Raw genomic sequence first — 22,626 nt, 5'->3', positions numbered from 1 at the left:
AACTGTAATGCCAGGGTCAGCTGACGACGACCTCCGGACCGGCGTCCTCGTCGTCGAGGTCCACGTCGACGCCCATCTCCTCGGCCAGGCGCAGGGCCTCCTCGATGAGGGTCTCGACGATCTGCGACTCGGGGACGGTCTTGATGACCTCGCCCTTCACGAAGATCTGGCCCTTGCCGTTGCCGGAGGCGACGCCGAGGTCGGCCTCCCTGGCCTCGCCGGGCCCGTTGACCACGCAGCCCATCACGGCCACGCGCAGCGGCACCTTGAGCCCGGTCAGCCCGGCCTGCACCTGCTCGGCGAGGGTGTAGACGTCCACCTGGGCACGGCCGCAGGACGGGCACGAGACGATCTCCAGGCCGCGCTCGCGCAGGCCCAGCGACTCGAGGATCTGCGTGCCGACCTTGACCTCCTCGACCGGAGGCGCCGACAGCGACACCCGGATGGTGTCGCCGATCCCCTCGGCCAGCAGCGCGCCGAACGCCACGGCCGACTTGATCGTGCCCTGGAAGGCCGGCCCCGCCTCGGTCACGCCGAGGTGCAGCGGGTAGTCGCAGCGCTGGGCGAGCAGCCGGTAGGCCTGGACCATGACGACCGGGTCGTTGTGCTTGACCGAGATCTTGATGTCGCGGAAGCCGTGCTCCTCGAACAGGGAGCACTCCCACAGCGCCGACTCGACCAGGGCCTCGGGCGTGGCCTTGCCGTACTTCTGCAGCAGGCGCGGGTCGAGCGAGCCGGCGTTGACGCCGATCCTGATCGGCACACCGGCGTCGGAGGCCGCGCGGGCGATCTCTCCGACCTTGTCATCGAACTTCTTGATGTTCCCGGGGTTCACCCGGACGGCGGCGCATCCGGCGTCGATCGCCGCGAAGACGTATTTGGGCTGAAAATGGATGTCGGCGATGACGGGGATCTTGGACTTCTTCGCGATGGCCGGCAGCGCGTCGGCGTCGTCCTGCGAGGGGACCGCGACGCGGACGATCTGGCAGCCGGCGGCGGTGAGCTCGGCGATCTGCTGCAGGGTGGAGTTGACGTCGGCGGTCAGGGTGGTGGTCATGGACTGCACCGAGACCGGCGCGTCCCCGCCGACGGGGACCGAGCCGACCATGATCTGACGTGACACCCGCCGCTTGGCGATCGGCTGGGTCCGTACGGCGGGAATCCCGAGATCAACAGACATTTCTGCACCTTGTTGTGATAGGCGACGCCCGGTGGGGGCCCTCCCAGTCTAAGGAGTGCCGCGACGCCGGGCGGGCCGAAAGCTTTTCACGATGAATGAAGGTTTCATGACCCGCGGCTGAAGGAAGAGCCGCCACCTGCGAGGACGGGCGCGGCGGCCATCGCGCGGGTGGGCAGGGGGCGGAGGCCGACCTAGAGTCCGAATCGCGTGAGCGCTCTCGCACCACCTGGTTGGTAAGTCAACGGCTGTCCCCCCGGGCCGACGTGCTCGCGCCGTCGGCGGTGCCGTGCTGCACCACGAGTGCGGCAGCCATGACCACGCGAAAGGGTAGCCCGTGGGTAGACCACGAAGAAAACTGTCGACAGCGACGATCGCACTGATCGTCGCCGCGCTGTCCGCCCTCGTCTCCGCCGTCGTTCTCGCCTCCCCGGCGTCCGCGCACGGCGCTCCGATGATGCCCGGCAGCCGCACCTACCTGTGCTGGAAGGACGGCACGACCTCAAGCGGAGCCATCCAGCCGAAGAACCCCGCCTGCGCGGCCGCGGTGGCCAAGAGCGGCACCAACGCGCTGTACAACTGGTTCGCCGTGCTGCGTTCGGACGGCGCGGGCCGGATGTCCGGCTTCATCCCGGACGGGCAGCTGTGCAGCGGCGGCGCGGTCGTCTACGACTTCAGCGGTTTCGACCTCGCCCGCGACGACTGGCCGGTCACCCACCTGACCTCCGGGGCGACCATCCAGTTCAAGTACAACAAGTGGGCCGCGCACCCGGGCACGTTCCGGTCGTACATCACGAAGGACTCCTGGAGCCCGACCCGCGCACTGGCCTGGAGCGACCTGGAGTCGACGCCGTTCGACAGCGTCACCGACCCGCCGAGCGTCGGCTCGGTGGGCACCGAGGACGGCCACTACTACTGGAACGCCCGCCTGCCCTCGGGTAAGAGCGGCCGCCACATCATCTACACCGTGTGGCAGCGCTCGGACAGCAACGAGACGTTCTACAGCTGCTCCGACGTCGTCTTCGACGGCGGCAACGGCGAGGTGACCGGCGTCGGCGAGACGGGCAACCCGCCCGTCAGCCCGTCCCCCAGCCCGCGCGTCTCCCCGTCGCCCGGCACCACGCCGGACACGTCGCCGAGCCCGCGGGTCAGCCCCACGGTGAGCCCGACCCCCGGTGGCAACGGCGGAGCCTGCTCGGCCACCTACAAGGTCGTCAGCTCGTGGGGCAGCGGATACCAGGGGGAGGGCACGGTGACGGCCGGCTCCTCGTCCATCGGCAGCTGGGCGGTGAGATGGACCCAGCCGAGCGGCGCCACGATCACGCAGGTCTGGAACGGCACGCTCAGCCAGTCCGGCAGCGAGATCACTGTGAAGAACGTCAGCTACAACGGCAGCGTGAGCGCCGGAGCCTCGACCACGTTCGGCTTCCTGGCCAACGGATCGGGCAGCGGCACCCCGACGCTGACCTGTTCGACGACCTGACCCGACCGGCCTCGGCGCGGCCCGCCTGACCCGGATCGCGCCGAGGATCGGCTCAGGCCGTGAGCTCGGCCGCCCGCGCTCTCGCCCACGCGTCCGCCGCGAGGACCTCCTCGACGGACGCCGCCGGGCCGGGGGTGTGGGCGGCCACCACGCGTTCCACCGTGTCCACGATGCCGAGGAACGGCAGAGCGCCCTTCAGGAACGCCTCCACGCATACCTCGTTCGCCGCGTTGTAGACCGCCGGCGCCGTGCCGCCCAGGGCTCCGACGTGACGGGCCAGCCCGACCGACGGGAACGCCTCGTCGTCGAGCGGCTCGAAGGTCCAGGTGTGGGCCGTGGTCCAGTCGACCGCACGCGCCGCGCCGGGCACCCGCTCGGGGTAGGCCAGCGCGAGCGAGATCGGCAGCCGCATGTCGGGCGGGCTCGCCTGCGCGACCGTCGAGCCGTCGGTGAACTCCACCATCGAGTGGATCATCGACTGCGGGTGGACCACCACCTCGATCCGGTCGAACCCGATGTCGAACAGCAGATGGGCCTCGATCACCTCCAGGCCCTTGTTCACGAGCGTCGCCGAGTTCACCGTGATGACCGGCCCCATGCTCCAGGTCGGGTGGTTGAGCGCCATCTCAGGGGTCACGTCCGTCAGCTCGGAGCGCTTCCTGCCCCGGAAGGGGCCGCCGCTCGCTGTCACGACCAGCCGCCGTACGGCCGCCGGGTCGGCCCCGCCCGGACCTGCCGCCCACAGGCACTGGGCGAGCGCGGAGTGCTCGGAGTCCACGGGGATTATCTGCTCCGGCCCGGCCAAGCGCTTGACCAGCGGGCCGCCCACGATCAGCGACTCCTTGTTGGCCAGCGCGAGCACCCGGCCCGCCTCCAGCGCGGCGAGCGTGGAGGTCAGCCCCAGGGCTCCGGTGATGCCGTTGAGCACGATGTCGCAGGGCGACGCCGCGATCTCTGCCACCCCTCCGGGACCCGCCAGCCCCCGCGCCCGCGCGCCCGCCGCCGCCAGGGCCTCGCGCAGCGCCGGTACGGCCGGGGGGTCGGCGACCGCCACCGCCTCGACCTCGAAGTCGGCCGCCTGCTTCGCCAGGAGGTCGACCCGGCCGCCGCCCGCGGCGAGCGCGGTCACGCGGAACCGTCCGGGGGCGTTGGCGACGACGTCGAGAGCCTGGGTGCCGATGGAGCCGGTCGAACCCAGCACGACGACAGACCGGGGCTGCGGCAGGGATTGGGAGCTCATTCCCTCATTGTCTCCGAGACGGTCCGCGGGCCCGCAACGGCACGCGGCCGTACGCGGAGGGGCCGCCGAGGGGGCGGGCGCCGCGTCCAAAGATGCTGGGGAGAAACAAGCACATATATGCCCGAATCTGCCCATAACCGTATCGGCAGATCGTGAGAAATCCAGTTGAAGGCGTCGCTACTTTCCCGCGTCAGGACATCCCGACACGGAGGTAGCCGAGCATGCACCCCAGGGCACGACGTCTCGCCGTTCTCGCGGTCCCCGCCCTCGCCGCGGCGGGGGCGATGCTCCCCGCCGCACACGGCGCCGCGGCGACCGGGACAGGAACCGTCACGCGGTCGGCCGCGGCCCCACGGCCCGCCGTGCACGAGGCGGCCGACACGGCGAAGGAACAGACCACGGTCAAGAAGTTCTGGACCGTCGCGCGCATGAAGGCCGCGAAGCCGCTGGACGCCCCCGGCACCGGCGACCGGCACTTCGCGGCGGCCGGCTCCGCGACCGGCTCCGCGACCGGCTCCGTGACCGGCTCCGCGGGGGGCTCGACGGCGGCCACGGCGCGGTCCATGACCGTCTCCCCCACGCAGATCTCCGCCACGCAGACCTCCGCCACGCAGACCTCCGCCACCCTGACCGCGGCCACGACGTCCGCCGCGGCCCAGCCCTCGTCGCGTACCTCCGGGTCGTCCTGGACGGCGGGCGGGACGGTGGCGAAGACGACGGGCAGGGTGTTCTTCACGGTCACGGCCGGATCGGACGCCGGGCGCAACGCCTCCTGCTCGGGCACCGCCGTCACCAGCGCCAACAAGAGCGTGGTCATCACCGCGGGGCACTGCGTGAAGCTGAACGGCGCCTTCCACGCCAACTGGGTGTTCGTCCCCGGATACGACCAGGGCAACCGGCCCAACGGCACCTGGCCGGCGACCACCCTGCTCACCACCCCGCAGTGGAACTCCGGCGAGAACATGAACTTCGACATCGCGGCCGCCGTCGTCGCGCCGCAGGGCGGCAAGAACCTCACCGACGTCGTCGGCGGCCAGGGCGTCGCGTTCAACCAGCCGCGCGGGCAGCAGACGTACGCGTTCGGCTACCCGGCGGGCGCGCCGTACGACGGGTCGAGGCTGGTCTACTGCGGCGGGCGCACTTTCGACGACTACCTCAGCTCGCAGGACCAGGGGCTGAGCTGCGGCATGACCGGCGGCGCCAGCGGCGGCCCGTGGTTCGTGCGGTTCGACACGCGCACCGGCAGCGGCCTGCTCAACTCGGTGAACAGCTTCAAGTACAACTTCGCGTCCTACTGGATGTTCGGGCCCTACTTCGGCCCGGAGGCCGAGGCGGTCTACAACACGGCCCAGAAGACGGCCCTCACCTGATTCACGGAAAGTAGCGGCAAGAACACGCCGGGTGGTCCACACTCGGGAGCCATGACTCCGAGCCTCCCCTTGCTTGCCGTCACCGCCCTCGTCACCGGACTCCTGAGCGCCCCCGGCCGGGACATCTCCCCTGTGGGAGACGTCGTGGAGCACGTGGCCGGGCATGTTTCCGAGACCTACTGGACGCCGCAAAGGATGGCGGGCGCGGTCCCGATCGGGCTGCTGGGGGGTCTGCAGAAGATCGCCGCCGCCCGGCCCGCCGCCTCCTCGGTGCTGAAGCCGGCCGCTCCCCCGGCGTCCGTGCTGCCGCCCGTCGCCCGGGCCGCCCTGCTACCGGCCGCCGGCGTGGTCCTCGCCTCCGAGCAGGCGGCGCGTACCTCCACCGGAACGGCCAGGACGGGCACGACCAGCAGGACCGGCAGGACGGCCAGGGCCCGGCAGGCGGCGGCGATGCCCCCGGCGACGACGAGCGGCACACGCTGGGCGGCGGGCGGCTCCGTGACGAGGACCACCGGCAGGGTCTTCCTCACGCTGAACGGCGTGGACTTCTCCTGCTCGGCCAGCGCCGTGCGCAGCGCGAACAGGGACCTCGTCGTCACCGCCGGGCACTGCGTCAAGGACGGCGCAGGAGACTGGGCGGAGAACTGGACCTTCGTCCCCGGATACGACGGCGGGCGGCAGCCGTACGGCTCCTTCCCCGCACGGCGGATGTTCGTCGCCGGGCCCTGGTCGCGGTCGGGCAACGACGACTACGACGTGGGCATGGTCGCCGTGGACGACCTCGGCGGGCAGCACCTGACCGACCTGGTGGGCGGGCAGCCCATCGCCTTCGACCCGCCCCGGGGCCGCCGGACCTACGGATTCGGCTTCCCCGCGGATCCGCCGTACGACGGCGAGCGGCTGCTCTACTGCGCGGGCGTCCCCCACGGCGACCCACAGAGGCAGACCCGCGACCAGGGCCTGCGCTGCGACCTCACGGCGGGGGCCAGCGGCGGGCCCTGGCTCAGCGGCTTCGACCCCGCCTCCGGCCGGGGCACGCTGACGTCCGTCAGCAGCTTCAAATACAGCAACGACCACCGCACGATGTACGGCCCCTACTTCGGCTCCGCCGTACGCGACCTGTTCCGCACCGCCGAGCGGGCATGACGGGCTAGAAGAAGACAGGGGTACGCGCGTCGATCCGGCGGAGGAAGGCCCACCAGGTCCACGCCTGGACCGCAGTCACGAGCGGAATCACGACCACGAGGAACGCGGCCAGCGCGTCCAGAGCGGGCCCGGCGGCGAGTGAACGCGCGGCGGCCGGTTCCAGGCGGAGGCCGACGGGCACCGCCGGGACGGCCGCCGCGAGCGCGGTCAGGGCCGGCGCGATGCGGGGCCGGGCCGCGACGATCCTGACCGAGGCGACCAGGGCGACCACGGCCGTCGCCTCGGCGGCGACCGCCCCGGTCCCCTGCGAGGGCGATCCGGTGAGGAGACCGGCGCCCAGCAACACGGCGTACGACGCGGCGGCGGCAGGGGCCAGGCGGCGGACCACCCGCAGCGGACCCCCGATCAGGTCCGCGGACAGGCGCACGACGAGAAACGCGGCACCGTGGACGAGAAAGACGACGGTCACGGTCAGCGCCCACAGCAGCGGATGCCAGCCGAAGGGCATCCGGACCGGCTCCGACCCCGGCGGCGTGGTCACCACGTTGCCTACAAGGAGTCCGAGCGCCGCCGCGAAGGCCGTGCTCGCCCCGGTGAGCACGCGGTCCCACCCCCGCCGCCAGCCCGGCCTCTCCAGCCGGCTCCGGAACCAGACGGCGGCGTCCCTGATCATCCAGATCACCAGCACGGCCGCGATGAGGGGGTAGTGGGTGCGGAACAGCGCTCCCTCCAGACGGGGCAGTACGGCCAGGAACGTCGCCACCGTGACCACCAGCCACACCTCGTTTCCGAGGAAGAACGGGCCGAACGCGGTGACCGTGGCGCGCCGCGCCCGCTCCCCGGATCCGCCGGCGCGCAGCAGCATGCCGGCACCGATGACCGTGCCGTCCAGCATCAGGTAGACGCCGAACAGCGCACCGAGCAGGCAGAACCAGAACGTGTTCACATGTGCTCCCGGATGGTCGACGATGTCAGATCACGGCGGTGCCGACCGGCCCGGCCGGTTCGGCCTGGCCGAGGGGCGTGCCGAACGCGCCGTCCTCCGGTCCCCGCCGGGCGAAGCGGGCGATCAGCAGGCAGCCGGTGACCGCGAGCACCAGCATCACTCCGGCCGTCACCAGGAAGGTCGTGAGAACGACGTTCGCCGACATGGGCGTCACCGCCTGCTCGGTGGTGAGCAGGCCGTAGACGGTCCAGGGCTGGCGGCCCACCTCGCGCACCAGCCAACCGGCCACGACCAGCCCGAACGGAACCGGGATCGCCGCGACCAGGACGCGTAGAGGCACGCGAAGCCGGATGATCCAGTCGCGGAAAAGCAACACCGCCAGAGCCACGGACAGGAGCACCAGCCCGAATCCGGTCCGCAGCATGACCTGATAGGCGACGCCGATCCATTCCGGCGGCGCGTGGTCACCGGGACGGATCGCCTCCAGCACCGCGAGCTTCATCGGCTGGATGTCCTCGATGACGACGAGTTGCAGCATCCCCCAATGAACGGTGGCGAGCGTCCCGACGGGCAGGACCGCGACGGCCATCCGCAGCGAACGCCGGAAGAACGCCGCCTCGCCGGTGCGCCTGAGCAAGTGCCAGGCGCTCACGCCTGCCACGAACATCGAGCCGACGATCAGCGAGGCGAACACCACGTGCAGGAAGGCGTCCCCCAAGGCGGGGTTGCCCAGCAGCTCTCCGAACCCGGCGAGCGGGCGGCCGTCCGCGTCCCGCGTCCCGACCGGGTGCTGAAGAAACGCGTTGGCGGCGAGAATCCACAGCGCCGACGCGTAGGCGGAGATCCCCACCAGCCAGATGAGGACCAGGTGGGTTTTCCTGCCGAGCACGCCCCAGCCGAAAACCCAGGCGCCGAGAAGCGTCGACTCCACGAAGAAGGCGGTCAGGGTCTCCAATGCCAGAGCGCCGCCGAACGCGTCGCCGAAACCCTTCGTCAGGGTGCCCCAGTTCAGCGCGAATTGAAGTTCGACGACGATGCCGCCGATGACGCCCACTCCGTAGTTGACGACGTACAGCCGGCCCCAGAACTTCGCCATACGCTCGAACGACGCGTTGCCCGTGACGACGTACGCGGTCTCCATGGCGATCACGAAAACGACGAGGCCGAGCGACAGCGCGACGAAAAGGAAGTGGATCGACGCGGTGGTCGCGAACTGCAGGCGGGCGATCGTCGCCACATCCATCATCCCTCCGGCACGGTCACCTAGTCGGCGCCGTCACACAGTCGGCACGGTTTGCGCGGTTTGCGCGGTTTGCGCGGTTTGCGCGGGGAAGCCTCCTGGTGACGAGGCTGCCGCAGGCCCGGATGCCCGTCATCGCGCCGTGGGCGCCCGGCGCGCACGACCCGGGGAAGGATTTCGCACCCCCGCGATGTCCGGCAGTCGTACGGCGGATAATCCCGCGGGATGATCCGCACGCGCCTGCGACGTCGTACGGTCGATTGAGTGGGTCGCGAGAGCTTGCGCCGGATGCCCAGGGCGTTCGTCGTCGACTGTGCCTTGTCCTTCGCCGTCGCCGTCTCCACCGTCCTCACCAGCGTCATAGCCGGAGGCCGGGCGGAGCAGGGCCCGCCCGACTGGGTCGGCCACCTGCTGCTGGTGGTGGCCGCCGCGTTCCTCGTGGCGCGACGCCGATATCCGCCGCTGGTGATGGTCCTCACCATGCTGGTGTCGCTTGTCTATTTCGGCCTCGGATTCGGAACCGGCGCCTTCACCATCGCACCCGCCCTGGCCGTCTACACCGCGATCACCGCCAAGCACAGGATCGCCGGATTCGCGGGTGCCGCCGTCTACCTCGTCATCGTGCTGCTGGCCGACAGCTCTCGCGGACCGCAGGACGTCTCCGAGGGCCACGTCTGGCTGGTCATCTGGATTTTGGTGATCGTCGTGGCGGGCGAGGTGTCGCGCAGCAGGGCCGAACACCTGCGGATGATCGCGGAGCAGGCGGCACGGGCCGAGCTCACCCGCGAGATGGAGGCACAACGGCGGGCCGATCAGGAGCGCCTGCGCATCGCGCGCGAACTGCACGACGTGCTGGCGCACAACATCTCGGTGATCAGCATCCAGGCGGGCGTCGCCGAGCATCTCCTGCGCAGGGATCCCGACAAGGCCCACGCCGCGGTGACGACGATCAAGCGAGTGACCAAGGACGTGCTGGTCGAACTCCGCTCGATCCTCGACGTGCTCCGCCGTGTCGACGAAGCCGGCGAGATCTTCCCTCCGTCCGGCATCGAGGACATCGAGCGGCTGGCGGGCATGGCGGCCGCGGGCGGCATCACGGTCGACCTCGACGTACGGGGCCAGGCGAGCCGCGTGCCCGCGGACGTCGGCCTGGCCGCCTACCGCGTTGTTCAGGAGTCGCTGACCAACGTGATCAGGCACTCCGGTGCGGCACACGCGAGTGTCGTCGTCCACGTGAACGAGGCCGACGTACTGGTTCGCGTGCGGGATGACGGGCGGGGCGCCTCGGGGGACGATGTCCGGGCCGGCAACGGAATAGCGGGGATGACGGAGAGGGTGAGAGCGATGTCCGGCACGATCACGGCCGCGCCCGCGGACGGGCGCGGCTTCGTGGTGGAGGCGTGGTTGCCGCTGCGACGGCCCGAGCCATGATCCGCGTCCTGCTGGCCGACGACCAGCCGCTCGTGCGCATGGGACTGCGTACGCTGCTCGACTCCGAAGACGACATCGAGGTGGTGGGTGAGGCGAGCCGGGGCGACCAGGCGGTCGGGATGACCGTGGCGCTCCGGCCGCACGTCGTCCTCATGGACGTCCGCATGCCGGGAGTCGACGGCATCGAGGCCACCCGCAGGATCGCGAGAGACCCGCGCCTCGACCATGTCCGTGTCGTCATCCTCACCACGTTCGAGAACGACGAGTACATCTTCAGGGGGCTGCGTGCGGGAGCCGTCGGGTTCCTGGTCAAGGACATAGAGCCGACCGGCCTGCTGGAGGCGGTGCGAGTGGTCGCCGCGGGCGACGCCCTGCTGTCCCCCACCGTGACCCGGCGGCTGATCGAGGAGTACGTCGACCGCAGCGGCGACCCTGTGCACTTCCCGGAGCTGCGGCACCTCACCGAGCGGGAGCGTGAGGTGCTCGTGCTGGTCGCGCGTGGACTGTCCAACAACGAAGTGGCCGACGCCCTCCGGTGCAGCCCCGCGACCGCCAAGACGCACGTCAGCAGGATCATGACGAAGCTCGCCGCCAGAGACCGGGTCAGGCTCGTCGTCATCGCGTACGAGTCGGGCCTGGTCCGGCCGGGGTGGAACGTCGGCTGAGGGGTCTAGAACGGCGACAGCGGCTCGGCGTTGTCCTCGTCCACGATGTCGGCGGCGGACACGACGGAGGCGTCGCGAAGCTTCCGCAGCTCGATCTGCGGCAGCCGCTTGTCCCGCCGGGTCTCGTCCGCCCGGCACCGCCGTTCGCGTCCCTCAGCGGGAGATCTCGTCGAGATGGGCGGCGACGTCGGGCGGCAGGACGAGGTCGAGCCCGGCGAGGTTGGCGCGCAGCTGGTCGAGCGTACGCGGGCCGACGATGACCGAGGTCACCTCCGGCCTGCTCCGCACCCAGGCCAGCGCCACGGCCGCCGGGGCGACGCCGAGCTTTGCGGCGGCGTCGGCGACGTGCGCGGCGATCGCGAGGTTGCGCTCGGTCAGAAAGCCCTCGGCCCAGGTGCGGGCCGCGGGGATGGGCGACGCCATGAGCCGCCCCAGCCGGGTGTCGGCTCCGGGGGTCTCGCCGCTGCGGTAGCGCCCGCTGAGCACGCCGCCGCCGAGGGGCGACCAGACGAGCGTGCCGAGCCCATACCGCTGGGATACGGGCAGGATCTCCGCCTCGATCCCCCTGGCAACCAGCGAATACTCCGGCTGGAGGCTGACGAAGGGCGTCCCGCCCACGCGCTGCGCGGCCCACTGGGCCTCCACGATCTGGGCCGCGGTGAAGTTCGAGCAGCCGATGTATCGCACCTTGCCCGACCGCACGAATCCGTCCAGAGTCGCCATGGTCTCCTCGATCGGAGTCGAGTCGTCCCAATGGTGGCATTGGTAGAGATCGATGTGGTCGGTCCCGAGCCGGCGCAGGCTGTTCTCCAGCGCCCTGGTGAGGTGGGCCCGGGACAGCCCGTGGTCGTTGGGACCGGGCCCCTGCGGCAGGAACGCCTTGGTGGCGAGCACCCCCTCGTCCCGCCTGCCCCGCACGGCCCGCCCGACGATCCGCTCCGACTCTCCGCCGGTGTAGGCGTCGGCGGTGTCGATGACGTTCCCGCCCGCCTCCAGGAACGCGTCCACGATGCGGGTGGCCTCCGTCTCGTCGCAGCCTCCGGGGGCGCCGAAGTTCATCGTGCCGAGGCCGGCTGTGGAGACCCGGAGTCCCGAACGGCCGAGCGTCGCGTACTCCATCACGTATCCTCCCGTAGTATCAGGAACGCCTGTTCCGGTTGATTCGGGACGATACGGAACATGCGTTCCGGATGTCAAACGTGCGAGGAGGACGATGACCGGCGAAGCAAGGCCCCGGCGTGCGGACGCGCAGCGCAACCGGGAGCGCATCCTGGAGGCGGCCGAAGCCGTGCTGGCCCGCGAAGGGACGTCCGCGTCCGTGCGCGCGGTCGCCGGGGAGGCAGGGGTGGGGCTCGGAACGATCTACCGGCACTTCCCCACCCAGGAGGCGCTCTACCAGGCGGTGATCGTGGACCGTACGCGACGGCTCCTCGCTGAGGCGGACAGGCCGTCGCCGGATCCGGGCACGGCCTTCTTCATGTTCCTCGAGCGGATCGTGGCACACGCGGCCCGGACGAAGACCGCCGCCGACCTGCTCGCCGAGTCCGGGGCCGATCCCAAGGCCGGGACGGCCGACGTCAGCCGCGACATGCGACAGGCGATCGGGCGGCTGCTCACGGCCGCGCAGCAGGCGGACGCGGTGCGGCCCGACCTCCGGGCGCCCGAACTGCTGGCCCTGCTGTGCGGGGTGTGCCTGGCGGCCGAACGCGACGAGTGGAGCGACGAACTGCGTCGTCGCGCCCTCGCCGTCTTCTTCGACGGCCTGCGCCCCCGTCCCTGACCACGCCCCATGTCCCGGGGCGACAGGTCCTGGGGCGACCGGTCATGAGGCGGCCGCTGTCTTACGGCGCCCGCCGGGAACGTCACGGCGACTTCGAGACCGCCGCCGGGATTCGGGCGCGCCGCGACGGCGGCCCCGTGCGCCGCCGCGATCGACGCGACGATCGACAGCCCGAGCCCCGCGCCCTGCCCTCGCGTCGTGTGCAGGCGGCGGAAAGGCGCGAAGAGGTCGCCGAAGCGTTCGGCAGGCACCTCGGGGCCGGTGTTGCGGACCCTCAGCACACCCCCGGCGAGCGTCACCTCGACGGAGCCGCCGGGGTGGTTGTAGCGCACGGCGTTGTCGACGAGGTTGGTGACGAGCCGGTTCAGCAGCACCGGGTCGCCGTGGACGAGGAACGGCTCGACGCGCGCCGTCACCGTCACCGCGCCCATGTCCGTCACCGCGCCCGTGTCCGTCTCGGCCAGGACGAGCCGTACGACCTCGTGGAAGGCCACCGGATCCCGCCTCTGCAGGCCGTGCTCGGCCTGGGAGAGGACCAGCAGGGCGTCGATGAGGCCCTCGATGCGGTGGTTGTGGACCAGGAGCGTGTCGCGGATCTCCCCGACATCCTCGGGGAGGCCGACCTCGATCGCCGTACGCTGCACGGCCAGCGGGGTCCGCAGTTCGTGGGACGCGTTGGCGATGAACCGCCGCTGCCCCTCGACCGAGCGCTCCAGCCGGTCGAGCATGGCGTCGAAGGTGTCCGCCAGCTCCTTCAGCTCGTCACGCGGCCCGGTGAGGGCGATCCGCTCGTGCAGGGTGGACAGGGACAGCCGCTGCGCCGTGGCGGTGATCCGGTGGAGCGGCCGCAGGATCCGTCCCGCGATCAGCCAGCCCACGACCACCGACACAAGGGTCAGGACCCCGATCGCCAGCGCGCTCACGTCCCACTGATAGTGGATCAGGTCCCTGGCCAGCTCGGACAGGGGCGGGAGCGGCTCCACCCCGGCTTCGATGTCCGGGGCCGGCGGCGCCACCGGCGCCTCGCCCGGCAGCGGCGCCACGAGGCGTTCGATCCGCGCGTGCAGCGCCTGGCGCAGGAGCGTGTTGACGATGACCAGCAGCACGACGGAGGTGAGCAGGAAGAGCCCCGAGTAGATGAGCGTCAGCCTTACCCGGACCGTCGTCACAGCAGATATCCGGCGCCGGGAACGGTCTGGATGCACGGCGGTTCACCCAGTTTGGCCCGCAGGCGGCTGACCACGACCCGCACCACGGTCGTGAAGGGGTCGGCGTTCTCGTCCCAGGCCTCCTCCAGGAGCCGCTCGGCGCTCACCACCGCGCCCTCCGCCCGCATGAGCACCTCCAGGACGGCGAACTCCTTGAGCGACAGGTGCAGGTGCCTGCCGTCCCTGGACGCCTGGAGCCGATGCGTGTCGAGCACGATCCCGTGCCGGGTCAGCACCGGGGGCACCTGGTCGCGGCTGCGCCGTCCCAGCGCCCGCACGCGCGCGACCAGTTCGGTGAAGTCGAAGGGCTTGGGCAGGTAGTCGTCGGCCCCCATGCCGAGCCCGGCGACCCGCTCCGGCACCGACGACGCCGCCGTCATCATGAGGATCCGCGTACGGCTCCCGCGCGCGACCAGCTCGCGGCACACGAGGTCGCCGTGCAGCCCGGGCAGGTCGCGGTCGAGCACGAGGACGTCGTAGTCGCTGACCGCGAGCCGCTCGGCCGCGGCCGTCCCGTCGTACACGACGTCGACCGCCATGGCCTGGCGGCGCAGGCCCATCGCGACGAGGTCGGCCAGATCACGCTCGTCTTCGGCCACGAGAATCCGCATGCGAGCTTCGTATCCGAAGCGGGGTAACAGCGGCGTTAACGGTGTCGTTCACGGCCGTGCAACCCGTCGGTGGCCACGCTGACCGGCATGATCAGAACTCTTCCCGCCGCCGTCCTGCTGACGGCCGCCGCCTTGTCCACCGCTCCCCCGGCCCCCGCCGCGCAGGCCGGACCAGTGCAGGCCGGAACAGTGCGAGCCGAAACAGCGCAGGCCGAAACAGCGCAGGCCGCTGTCACGCGGGCCACTGCCAGTGGCGGCGCGTGTGCCCGGATAACCTCGCCGCCATCCGAGTCCGCGCCGCCGACGTCGGTGAACACGCTCCGGCAGGCGTACGAGTGCGTGCTGGACAACTACTACGGCGGGCCCGCGCTGGACCCGAGAGTCCTGTTGCGGGACGCCCTCTCCGCCTACACCCGGGAGCTGATGCGGCGCGGGGCCGACAAGCCCGGCCTCCGCCTGCCCGCGCTGACGGGGAACCGCGAGTCCGACTGGGCCGCGTTCGCCGGGATGATCGGCGCCGGCGACCCGGACGCGCTGCACGCGGCGATCACCGGCATGGTCGCGGGGCTGCACGACGACCACGCCGGGGTGGAGAAGATCACTCCCCCGCCGGAGGGCGGGCCGGTGGGGACGGGCATCGCCGGTCTGTCGGCCGCGCAGGGCCCGCGGCTCGACCCGGCCGCCCGGCCTCCCCTGTTCATCACCCGCGTCCTGCCCGGGAGCCCGGCGGACAAGGCCGGCATCCGGCCCGGCGACATCATCGAGAAGGCCGACGGCGTCCCGGCGTTCATCGGGAACACGGTGAACCAGAGCCTCGCCGACGTGTTCGCCTCCCACACCGTACGGCTCACGCTGAGGCGGCCCACGACGGGACGCGTGCGGACCGTGACCCTCACCGAGGGTCCCCTCCAGGAGCAGGAGCGGGCGGTGACGTCGAAGAAGCTCCCCGGCGGCGTCACCTACGTCGCGGTGCCCGGCTTCTTCCAGGGCGTGGCCGACCAGGTCATCGCCGCACTGAAGGGCACGTCCAAGGCGGCGGTCATCGACCTGCGCGGCAACGGCGGCGGGTCGCCGCGCGAGGTGACCCGGCTGCTCGGCGCGTTCGCGCACGGCAAGGTCACGAGCTACTTCTGCCCGTTCACCGGTGACTGCACGGCCAACCGCACCGACGACACCGTGCCGCTGCTCGGGCTGCGCCTGGTCGTGCTCACCGACCGCGCGTGCGCCTCGGCCTGTGAGGACTTCAGCGCGGCCGTGAAGGACAACGGCCTGGGCACTCTCGTCGGGACCCGCACCGCGGGGGCCGTCTCCGGGCCGGCCGAGGCGTATCTCCTCGACGACAACAGCGTGCTGCTGCTGCCCAGGGTCCGCCACCTCGGCCCGGCCCGGGAGATCATCGACACCGTCGGCGTCCCCGTCGACCATTACGCCCCCATGACGGCACTCGACCTGGCCAAGGGCCGCGACCCCGGCCTCGCCAAGGCGCTGAGCCTCCTCTAGACGGGGCTCCTACGAACGAGGGGTCCGGGGGACGGCGGTCCCCCGGACCCCTCGGACGCGTGGGGCTACAGCGTGAGGCCGGTGAGCACCATGACCTTCTCGTAGGTGTAGTCCTCCATGGCCGAGCGCAGTCCCTCGCGGCCCACGCCCGACTCCTTCACCCCGCCGTACGGCATCTGGTCGGCCCGGTAGGAGGGCACGTCGCCGATGATGACGCCGCCGACCTCCAGCTCGCGGTTGGCCCGGAAGGCGACGTCAAGGCTGCGGGTGAAGACCCCGGCCTGCAGGCCGTAGCGGGAGTCGTTGACCGCCGCGAACGCCTCGTCGACCGAGGCGACCCGCTGCACGATCATGACGGGCCCGAAGACCTCCTCGCGGGCCACCTTGGCGTCGGCGGGCACGTCGGCCAGCACGGTGGGGGCGAAGGCCGCGCCCTCCCTGGTCCCGCCGATCAGCAGCCGCGCCCCGGCCGCGACGGCCTCGTTGACCCAGCTCTCGACGCGGATCGCGGCGTCCTCGCTGACGAGCGGGCCGACCTGCGTCTTGTCGTCCGCGGGGTCGCCGGTCACGAGCGCTCCGACAGCGGCGACGAGCTTGCCGGTGAACGCGTCGGCGACCGCGTCCTCCACGATCACCCGCTGCACCGCGATGCAGCTCTGCCCCGCCTGGTAGTTGGAGAACAGCGCCACGCGGCTCGCCGCCCAGTCGAGGTCGGCGTCGGCCAGCACGACCGCGGCGGCGTTGCCGCCGAGTTCGAGCGTGACGTGCTTGCGCGGCACGCTGTCCATGATCGAATAGCCGACCGGGCCGGAGCCGGTGAAGGAGATGACCGGCAGCCGCGGGTCCTCCACCAGCGCGGACGCCCGGTCGTTGGGCACCGGCAGCACGGAGAACATGCCCTCCGGCAGGTCGGTCTCGGCCAGGATCTCGCCGAGGACGAGCGCCGACAGCGGGGTCGCGGGCGCGGGCTTGACCACGATGGGCGCGCCCACGGCGATCGCGGGAGCGACCTTGTGGGCCACCAGGTTGAGCGGGAAGTTGAACGGCGTGATCGCCAGCACCGGGCCGTACGGCACGCGTGAGACGTAGGCGAGCCGCCCCTGCGCGGCGGGCTCGGTGTCGAGCCGCTGCACCTCGCCGCTGAAGCGGCGGGCCTCCTCTGCGCCGAAGCGGAACGTCGAGATCGCGCGGCCCACCTCGCCACGCGCCCAGAAGATCGGCTTGCCGTTCTCCGCGCTGATCAGGCGGGCGATCTCCTCGGCGCGCTCGGTCAGCCGCCGGGCCACGTGGGCCAGCGCCTCTGCGCGTACGTGGATGGGCAGCGCGGCGGCCTGCTTGCGCACGGCGTCGGCGGCGGCCACGGCCTGCTCGACCTGCTCGGAGGTCGGCACCGAGTGGACGCCGACGACCCGGCCGTCGTGAGGATTGGTCACGGGCTGCTCGGCGTCTCCCGTCGCGGGGCGCCCGGCGAGCCAGAAGGGGCGGGGTTCGGAAGTGCGGCCTACGTCCATGTCTTCACGCTATGCCGGCTGGTGTGAGCCGGTCGTTACTCCGGACGGGCCAATCGCCACCCTCCACTGCGCCATCATGGACAACTCCCCGGATGTCACAGATGCGCGGCAATTTCATGATGTTTTCTGTTTCATCGCGGTTTGAAAGGCGAGCAGCATGGTTAAGTCATCATCCGGGTCTGTCGCGGGACCCCCAATATGAGAAGGGCTCGTCGCTGATGGGTACGCCGGCGCCGCTCGGTCTTCAGGGTGCCTACGCACGCGGCCATCGCAGCAACTATGACGAGCTGCGCACCCGTCTTCTCGATGTCGCCAACGACCTGCTCACCAAGGCCGGGCCGGAGAGTCTCACCGTACGCAGGATCGCCGCCGAGGCGGGCTGCTCCACCCAGGTCATCTACACGATGTTCGGCAGCAAGGAGGGCCTGGCCGAGGCGCTCTATCTGGAGGGCTTCGAACGGTTCCGGCGCAGGCTGGAGGCCGTGCCGCACCGCAGCGACCCGCTGGAGCACCTGAGCCTGCTCGGTCCCGCCTACCGGGAGGCGGCGCTGGCCGAGCCCGGTTACTACAGCCTCATGTTCGAGCGGGCCATCCCCGGCTTCGTGCCGAGCGAGCGCGCCCGCACGCTCGCGCGGGCCGCGCTCAACATCGTCGACCGGGTGATCGCCGACTGCATCTCCGCAGGTCACCTCGTGCCCACCCAGCCGAGGAAGATCGCCGACGCGCTGTGGGCCGCGGCCCAGGGCGCGCTCAGCCTGGAACGTGCCGGTCACCTGCCCGACGGCAAGACCTACGAGATCGTCACGGAAGCCGCCATCCGCGCCTTCCGCACGCATCCCCCGGCCTGAGCTGCACTGACAAGCACAGGGGTCAGAGGCACAGCGCGATCCACAGCTCGGCCCGGACCGCGGGGTCGTCCAGATCGCGTCCGAGCAGCTCGCTCACCCGCTTCATCCGATATCGCAGCGTGTGCCGGTGCACGCCCAGGCGCTGGGCCGCGGCGTCCCAGTGGCCGTTGCTGGCCAGGTAGGCGCGCAGCGACTCGACCAGGTCGGCGCGCGAGCCGTACTCGCGGAGCGGCGCGAGGATCGCCGCCGCGAACGACGCGGCGGCGGCGGGATCGAGCAGCGACAGCAGCCCGCGCCCGGCGAGCTCGCTGAAGCGCGCGACCGGCGAGGCCGAGACGAGCGCCCGCCGCGCCTGGTCGAGCGCCCGGTCGAGCGCGGCGGCAAGGGCCTGGTCGGGGACGCGATCGGGGACCCGGTCGGGTGCGCGGTCAGGTGCGCGATCGGAGACACGGCCGGAGACACGATCGAACCCGTCGGCGGCAACGGGACGGGACGCGCCCCGGTCGGCTGATCCGGCCGCGGCAGGCCCCGCGCGGCCGTCCGTACGGCTGTCCATGCGACTGTCCATGCGACTGTCCATGCGACTGTCCGTACGGCTGTCGCCGCGGCTCTCGGAGCGGACGATCTCCACGCCGGGCGCGCTGACCCCGACCCGGCCATGCTGGGCGGCCAGCGCCACGACCTCGTCGGCGTACGAGTCCGGGGCGAGCACGACGAGCATGCCTTCCCAGGGCGCGGTGAAGATGTCGTCATGCCGGCGGCGGGGGCCCGACACGGCCGCGAAGGCGCCGCGCGGGCCGGGCGCCGCGCCGGTCGGGGCCCCCGTCTGGGCCTGTCTCGGGGCCCCTGCCTGCGCCCCTGCCTGCGCCCCTGTCTGGGCCCCTGTCTGGGCCTGTCTCGGGGCCCCTGCCTGCGCCCCTGCCTGCGCCCCTGTCTGGGCCCCTGTCTGGGCCTGTCTCGGGGCGCCGGTCATGGCCCCCGTCATGGCTTCGGTGAGCGCCTCGGCCAGCGCCTCGGGATCGGAGGTGTCACAGGCGAGGACCGTGACCGGCTCCCCCGGCAGCCGCAGGCCCAGGGCCGCCAGCGTCTCCACGGCGGCCCCCGCCTCGCCGGCCAGCAGCAGCCGGAGCACCGCCGACCGCACCCGCGCCGCCGCCGAGCGCTGCTCCCTGCCCTGTTCCAGCGCCAGCGTCAGCAGCGACCCGGCGGCGTTGACGACCGTGTGCGCGATGGGCGAGAACGGCCGGGACGACCCCACCGCGAAGAACCCCCTGCGGCCCAGCGGCTGGACCACGACGTGCTCGTCCGGGGACGACAGGGCGAGGCTCGCCAGGGACGGCGCGGTCCGCAGCCGGGCGATCTCGGGCTCCAGCCACCGGGCCGTCTCGCCCGCCCAGTCCTCCGCCGTCCAGTCCTGCGCCGTCCGGTCCTGCGCCGTCCGGTCCTGCGCCGTCCGGTCCTGCGCCATCCAGTCCTGCGCGGCGCAGCCCCCCGCGGCGCGGTCCCCGGCCGCGCCGCTCCGGCCCGCCGTGCCCGCGTGCCTGTCACCCGGGCCCGCTCTCCCCGGCCCGGCATGGCGGCCGGTCGCGTCGGCGGCGTGCCGTACGGCGCCGGCGGGGTCGAGCAGCAGCGCCCAGCCGCCGATCTCCCTGGCCAGCCGGTCCACCACGGCCGGCGGCCCCTTCCGCTGGAGGGCGGCACGGGTGAGCCTGCCCTGCGCCGCGAAGGCACGGCTGATCTCCTCGTACTGTTCCCCCGCGAGCAGCTCGCTGACGGCCTTGCCGATCGCGATGAAGGGCGTGTCCCGCGGCACCTCGACCAGCGGCAGCCCGGCGGCCTCGGCCGCCTCGGCGAAGCCGGGCGGCACGGTGTCGTGGCTCAGCCCCACCCCGAACCCCAGCCCGGTGACGCCCCGGGCCACGAGCCGGGAAACGTACGGCACGGCGTCGCCGGCGGACAGCCGCATGCCGGTCGTGAGCACCAGCTCGCCGCCCTCGAGGAACGGCGTGGGGTCCTCCAGCTCGCTCACCGCGACCCAGCGGACCGGGCGGTCGAGACCGTTCCGCCCGGCGAGAACCTCCAGGTGGAGCGGTACGATCGCGGTGATCCGGCGCAGCGTGGGTGCCACTGCTCTTTCCCCCCGAACGGCCGGCTTGTCCGCACCGGCCAAAAGTACGCCTTCATTCTGACATAGCGGCATATCGGCTGGTGGCGACGGCGGCCGTACCGTCGGAGATATGAGCACTGCCACCACGCACGGCGGCCCGCAGCTTCCGCAGGAGCGCCGCCTCGTCACCGAGATCCCCGGTCCGCGGTCGCGCGAGCTGCTCGCGCGCAAGCAGTCCGCCGTGCCTCCGGGCATCGGCACCACGCTGCCCGTCTTCGTGACCCACGCGGGCGGCGGTGTGATCGTCGATGTCGACGGCAACTCGCTGATCGACTTCGGCTCCGGCATCGCCGTCACCAACGTCGGCAACGCCGCCCCGAGGGTCGTCGAGCGCGTGCAGAAGCAGGTCGCCGACTTCACCCACACCTGCTTCATGGTCGCCCCGTACGAGTCGTACGTCGCGGTGTGCGAGAAGCTCAACCAGCTCACGCCCGGCGACCACGAGAAGCGGACGTTCCTGGTCAACAGCGGCGCCGAGGCCGTCGAGAACGCGGTCAAGGTCGCCCGGCACGCCACCGGACGGCAGGCGGTCGTCGTCTTCGACCACGGCTACCACGGCCGCACGCTGCTGACGATGACGCTTACGGCCAAGAGCATGCCGTACAAGCACGGGTTCGGGCCGTTCGCGCCCGAGGTCTACCGGGTGCCGCTCGCCTACCCGTTCCGCTGGCCGACCGGCCCGGACAACTGCGCCGAGGAGGCCGCGGCCCAGGCGATCGACATGATCAACAAGCAGATCGGCGCGGAGAACGTCGCGGCGGTGCTCATCGAGCCGATCGCGGGCGAGGGCGGCTTCATCGAGCCGGCCCGCGGCTTCCTGCCGAAGATCGTCGAGTTCTGCCGCGCCAACGGCATCGTCTTCATCGCCGACGAGGTGCAGACGGGCTTCGCCCGCACCGGCAACATGTTCGCCTGCGAGGACGAGGACATCGTCCCCGACATCATCACCACCGCCAAGGGCATCGCGGGCGGCCTTCCGCTGGCGGCCGTGACCGGCAGGGCCGACCTGCTCGACCACGTGCACAGCGGCGGCCTGGGCGGCACGTACGGCGGCAACCCGCTCGCCTGTGAAGCGGCCCTCGGCGTGCTGGAGACCATCGAGCAGGACAAGCTCGTCGAGCGTGCCCGGCACATCGGCGCGACCATGCTGCCCCGCCTGCGCGCCATCCAGGAGCACAACCCGATCGTCGGCGACGTGCGCGGGCGCGGCGCGATGATCGCGATCGAGCTCGTCGTCCCGGGGACCAAGGAGCCCTACCCGGCCGCCGAGATCGCGCGCAGGTGCCACGAGCAGGGCCTGCTCGTGCTCACCGCCGGCACGTACGGCAACGTGCTGCGCTTCCTGCCTCCGCTGGTGATTCCGGACCACCTGCTGGAGGAGGGCCTCTCCATTCTGGAGAAGGCACTCAACGTAGCGTAGAACGTTTGATAGACACCAAAAGGGGCACCCGGTCTGTTCCGAGGTGTCCCTTTTGTTGTTATACGGCTTGCGTTATGCCTCGATTTAACCATCGCTTGGCCCGACTCGCGCCGATCACGAAGGGTAACCGCGTTATAACGGTTCCGATAGGCGATCGAGGGGGGACTTTGATGGGCTGGAACCCGAACGGCGCCGAGCGGCTCATGCTGACGTTCGACCCTGCCGGCCTCACCACCACGCAGCGCGACGGCGACGCCTGCGTCGTCTGCCACAAGAAGTGGCCCCGCCCCCGCGTCAAGGTCGGCATGCTCCCCGACAACGCCCCCGTCCACGCCTGCGACGACTGTGCCGAGGCCCTGCTGCCCGCCCCCGAGGGCAAGGTGCCGCTGCCCCGCCGCTCCCGGGCGGCCATGTCCTGACCTCAGTTCGCCGGTGGAGGGCCTTGGTCACCTACTCGTCGTGGTCACGGCGATCCTCCAGCAGGCGCGGCAGGATGCCCAGCACGCCGCCCCCTGCAGCGCCGCCGCCGAGCAGCGCGGTGGGCCAGGGGGCACCGGCGGCCAGGGCAAGCGCGCAGGCGATCGCCGCCACCAGGGCGGCACAGACGAGCAGGACCAGCAGGGGCAGAGGAATCATGTCTGTCGCTCCTGAAGCGGGTTCAGGGTGCCGGCGGTGTGGTCGTCGGCCCAGAACTCGATGAGTTCCGAGCTGGACAGCTCGCAGGGCGGCCGGTCGGGCGGGATGCGCCCAGTGGCCAGCACCCAGGTCGACACCAGCAAGATGAGCAACTGCCGCTCATCGCACCGGCCCCGGTCAGGTCGAGGGCCGGGTCGCGCGCCAGCGCAGCGCGGAGATGCGTTCGGGGCGGCACGCAACATGGGCT

At 71.7% G+C, this 22,626-nt stretch carries 20 protein-coding genes and 1 pseudogene; 10 read left to right on the top strand and 11 right to left on the bottom strand.

Annotated features, from left to right (window positions below; all coding sequences use genetic code 11):
• Positions 1–16 precede the first annotated feature (16 nt).
• Complete coding sequence (gene ispG / locus FLV34_RS33200) at positions 17–1,180, bottom strand: flavodoxin-dependent (E)-4-hydroxy-3-methylbut-2-enyl-diphosphate synthase (protein WP_142651910.1); 1,164 nt, start codon at positions 1,178–1,180, stop codon at positions 17–19.
• A gap of 334 nt (positions 1,181–1,514) precedes the next feature.
• Here ispG and FLV34_RS33195 point away from each other — a divergent pair, with 334 nt between their 5' ends.
• Entirely contained in the window at positions 1,515–2,660 is a 1,146-nt protein-coding gene (locus tag FLV34_RS33195) for a lytic polysaccharide monooxygenase (protein ID WP_222709706.1), read from the top strand.
• Positions 2,661–2,712: 52 nt separating this feature from the next.
• On the opposite strand, the gene dxr is transcribed toward FLV34_RS33195, so the two are convergent.
• Positions 2,713–3,900 (bottom strand): 1-deoxy-D-xylulose-5-phosphate reductoisomerase, encoded by a 1,188-nt coding sequence (gene dxr / locus FLV34_RS33190; RefSeq protein WP_147944971.1) that lies wholly within the window; start codon positions 3,898–3,900, stop codon positions 2,713–2,715.
• Between the two features lie 221 nt (positions 3,901–4,121).
• On the opposite strand from dxr, the gene FLV34_RS33185 reads away from it, so the two are divergent.
• Both FLV34_RS33185 and FLV34_RS33180 read left to right on the top strand, forming a co-directional pair.
• On the top strand, positions 4,122–5,270 hold the full coding sequence (locus FLV34_RS33185) for a serine protease (protein WP_147944970.1): 1,149 nt from the start codon (positions 4,122–4,124) through the stop codon (positions 5,268–5,270).
• A 51-nt stretch (positions 5,271–5,321) separates the two neighbouring features.
• Positions 5,322–6,416 (top strand): serine protease, encoded by a 1,095-nt coding sequence (locus FLV34_RS33180; RefSeq protein WP_147944969.1) that lies wholly within the window; start codon positions 5,322–5,324, stop codon positions 6,414–6,416.
• A gap of 4 nt (positions 6,417–6,420) precedes the next feature.
• Here FLV34_RS33180 and FLV34_RS33175 read toward each other — a convergent pair whose 3' ends face one another.
• Both FLV34_RS33175 and FLV34_RS33170 read right to left on the bottom strand, forming a co-directional pair.
• Positions 6,421–7,362, bottom strand: a complete 942-nt coding sequence (locus tag FLV34_RS33175) for a cytochrome d ubiquinol oxidase subunit II (protein WP_187280796.1) — start codon at positions 7,360–7,362, stop codon at positions 6,421–6,423.
• Between the two features lie 25 nt (positions 7,363–7,387).
• On the bottom strand, positions 7,388–8,599 hold the full coding sequence (locus FLV34_RS33170) for a cytochrome ubiquinol oxidase subunit I (RefSeq protein WP_222709705.1): 1,212 nt from the start codon (positions 8,597–8,599) through the stop codon (positions 7,388–7,390).
• A gap of 267 nt (positions 8,600–8,866) precedes the next feature.
• Here FLV34_RS33170 and FLV34_RS33165 point away from each other — a divergent pair, with 267 nt between their 5' ends.
• Both FLV34_RS33165 and FLV34_RS33160 read left to right on the top strand, forming a co-directional pair.
• On the top strand, positions 8,867–10,033 hold the full coding sequence (locus FLV34_RS33165; RefSeq protein ID WP_147944967.1) for a sensor histidine kinase: 1,167 nt from the start codon (positions 8,867–8,869) through the stop codon (positions 10,031–10,033).
• Entirely contained in the window at positions 10,030–10,698 is a 669-nt protein-coding gene (locus FLV34_RS33160; RefSeq protein WP_142651915.1) for a response regulator transcription factor, read from the top strand. The genes FLV34_RS33165 and FLV34_RS33160 overlap by 4 nt, the downstream gene beginning before the upstream one ends.
• 153 nt (positions 10,699–10,851) lie before the next feature.
• On the opposite strand, the gene FLV34_RS33155 is transcribed toward FLV34_RS33160, so the two are convergent.
• A complete protein-coding gene (locus FLV34_RS33155) occupies positions 10,852–11,817 on the bottom strand; it encodes an aldo/keto reductase (RefSeq protein ID WP_147944966.1) in 966 nt (321 codons plus the stop codon).
• Here FLV34_RS33155 and FLV34_RS43485 point away from each other — a divergent pair.
• The gene (locus FLV34_RS43485; RefSeq protein WP_369074161.1) at positions 11,708–12,478 is read left to right on the top strand and encodes a TetR/AcrR family transcriptional regulator; all 771 of its coding nucleotides are present in this window, start codon (positions 11,708–11,710) and stop codon (positions 12,476–12,478) included. The genes FLV34_RS33155 and FLV34_RS43485 overlap by 110 nt on opposite strands.
• Positions 12,479–12,561: 83 nt before the next feature.
• Here FLV34_RS43485 and FLV34_RS43480 read toward each other — a convergent pair.
• Positions 12,562–13,356 (bottom strand): annotated as a pseudogene (locus tag FLV34_RS43480) (sensor histidine kinase); the annotation flags it as partial.
• Positions 13,357–13,643: 287 nt separating this feature from the next.
• Complete coding sequence (locus FLV34_RS33140) at positions 13,644–14,297, bottom strand: response regulator transcription factor (RefSeq protein WP_142651919.1); 654 nt, start codon at positions 14,295–14,297, stop codon at positions 13,644–13,646.
• A 309-nt stretch (positions 14,298–14,606) separates the two neighbouring features.
• On the opposite strand from FLV34_RS33140, the gene FLV34_RS33135 reads away from it, so the two are divergent.
• On the top strand, positions 14,607–15,797 hold the full coding sequence (locus tag FLV34_RS33135; protein ID WP_142651920.1) for a S41 family peptidase: 1,191 nt from the start codon (positions 14,607–14,609) through the stop codon (positions 15,795–15,797).
• Positions 15,798–15,862: 65 nt separating this feature from the next.
• Here the strand turns inward: FLV34_RS33135 and FLV34_RS33130 are convergent, their stop codons facing one another.
• On the bottom strand, positions 15,863–17,308 hold the full coding sequence (locus FLV34_RS33130; protein WP_147944963.1) for an aldehyde dehydrogenase family protein: 1,446 nt from the start codon (positions 17,306–17,308) through the stop codon (positions 15,863–15,865).
• Between the two features lie 218 nt (positions 17,309–17,526).
• Here FLV34_RS33130 and FLV34_RS33125 point away from each other — a divergent pair, with 218 nt between their 5' ends.
• A complete protein-coding gene (locus tag FLV34_RS33125) occupies positions 17,527–18,156 on the top strand; it encodes a TetR/AcrR family transcriptional regulator (protein WP_142624811.1) in 630 nt (209 codons plus the stop codon).
• 22 nt (positions 18,157–18,178) lie between these two features.
• Here FLV34_RS33125 and FLV34_RS42840 read toward each other — a convergent pair whose 3' ends face one another.
• A complete protein-coding gene (locus FLV34_RS42840; protein ID WP_261985992.1) occupies positions 18,179–20,356 on the bottom strand; it encodes a PucR family transcriptional regulator in 2,178 nt (725 codons plus the stop codon).
• A 37-nt stretch (positions 20,357–20,393) separates the two neighbouring features.
• On the opposite strand from FLV34_RS42840, the gene gabT reads away from it, so the two are divergent.
• Positions 20,394–21,743 carry a 4-aminobutyrate--2-oxoglutarate transaminase gene (gene gabT, locus FLV34_RS33100; RefSeq protein ID WP_142651922.1) on the top strand — a complete coding sequence of 450 codons (1,350 nt, stop codon included), beginning with the start codon at positions 20,394–20,396 and terminating at the stop codon, positions 21,741–21,743.
• 170 nt (positions 21,744–21,913) lie between these two features.
• Positions 21,914–22,162, top strand: coding sequence for a hypothetical protein (locus tag FLV34_RS33095; protein ID WP_139576006.1), 249 nt, complete (start codon positions 21,914–21,916; stop codon positions 22,160–22,162).
• 31 nt (positions 22,163–22,193) lie between these two features.
• Here FLV34_RS33095 and FLV34_RS33090 read toward each other — a convergent pair whose 3' ends face one another.
• Positions 22,194–22,379, bottom strand: coding sequence for a hypothetical protein (locus FLV34_RS33090; protein ID WP_142651923.1), 186 nt, complete (start codon positions 22,377–22,379; stop codon positions 22,194–22,196).
• On the bottom strand, positions 22,376–22,531 hold the full coding sequence (locus FLV34_RS40865) for a hypothetical protein (protein ID WP_168066557.1): 156 nt from the start codon (positions 22,529–22,531) through the stop codon (positions 22,376–22,378). The genes FLV34_RS33090 and FLV34_RS40865 overlap by 4 nt, the downstream gene beginning before the upstream one ends.
• Positions 22,532–22,626: the final 95 nt, after the last annotated feature.

The organism is Microbispora sp. CSR-4 (genome assembly GCF_008033685.1).
In the GTDB taxonomy this organism is placed as follows: Bacteria; Actinomycetota; Actinomycetes; order Streptosporangiales; family Streptosporangiaceae; genus Microbispora.
This window is presented reverse-complemented; position numbering and strand designations above follow the sequence as displayed.

Coding starts and splice junctions, on each gene's coding strand:
- FLV34_RS33095 (WP_139576006.1), top strand. CDS start 21,914: ATGGGCTGGAACCCGAACGGCGCCGAGCGGCTCATGCTGACGTTCGAC.
- FLV34_RS33155 (WP_147944966.1), bottom strand. CDS start 11,817: ATGGAGTACGCGACGCTCGGCCGTTCGGGACTCCGGGTCTCCACAGCC.
- FLV34_RS33090 (WP_142651923.1), bottom strand. CDS start 22,379: ATGATTCCTCTGCCCCTGCTGGTCCTGCTCGTCTGTGCCGCCCTGGTG.
- FLV34_RS33185 (WP_147944970.1), top strand. CDS start 4,122: ATGCACCCCAGGGCACGACGTCTCGCCGTTCTCGCGGTCCCCGCCCTC.
- dxr (WP_147944971.1), bottom strand. CDS start 3,900: ATGAGCTCCCAATCCCTGCCGCAGCCCCGGTCTGTCGTCGTGCTGGGT.
- ispG (WP_142651910.1), bottom strand. CDS start 1,180: ATGTCTGTTGATCTCGGGATTCCCGCCGTACGGACCCAGCCGATCGCC.
- FLV34_RS33125 (WP_142624811.1), top strand. CDS start 17,527: ATGGGTACGCCGGCGCCGCTCGGTCTTCAGGGTGCCTACGCACGCGGC.
- FLV34_RS42840 (WP_261985992.1), bottom strand. CDS start 20,356: ATGCCGCTATGTCAGAATGAAGGCGTACTTTTGGCCGGTGCGGACAAG.
- FLV34_RS33130 (WP_147944963.1), bottom strand. CDS start 17,308: ATGGACGTAGGCCGCACTTCCGAACCCCGCCCCTTCTGGCTCGCCGGG.
- FLV34_RS43485 (WP_369074161.1), top strand. CDS start 11,708: ATGCGGGTGGCCTCCGTCTCGTCGCAGCCTCCGGGGGCGCCGAAGTTC.
- FLV34_RS33180 (WP_147944969.1), top strand. CDS start 5,322: ATGACTCCGAGCCTCCCCTTGCTTGCCGTCACCGCCCTCGTCACCGGA.
- gabT (WP_142651922.1), top strand. CDS start 20,394: ATGAGCACTGCCACCACGCACGGCGGCCCGCAGCTTCCGCAGGAGCGC.
- FLV34_RS33140 (WP_142651919.1), bottom strand. CDS start 14,297: ATGCGGATTCTCGTGGCCGAAGACGAGCGTGATCTGGCCGACCTCGTC.
- FLV34_RS33160 (WP_142651915.1), top strand. CDS start 10,030: ATGATCCGCGTCCTGCTGGCCGACGACCAGCCGCTCGTGCGCATGGGA.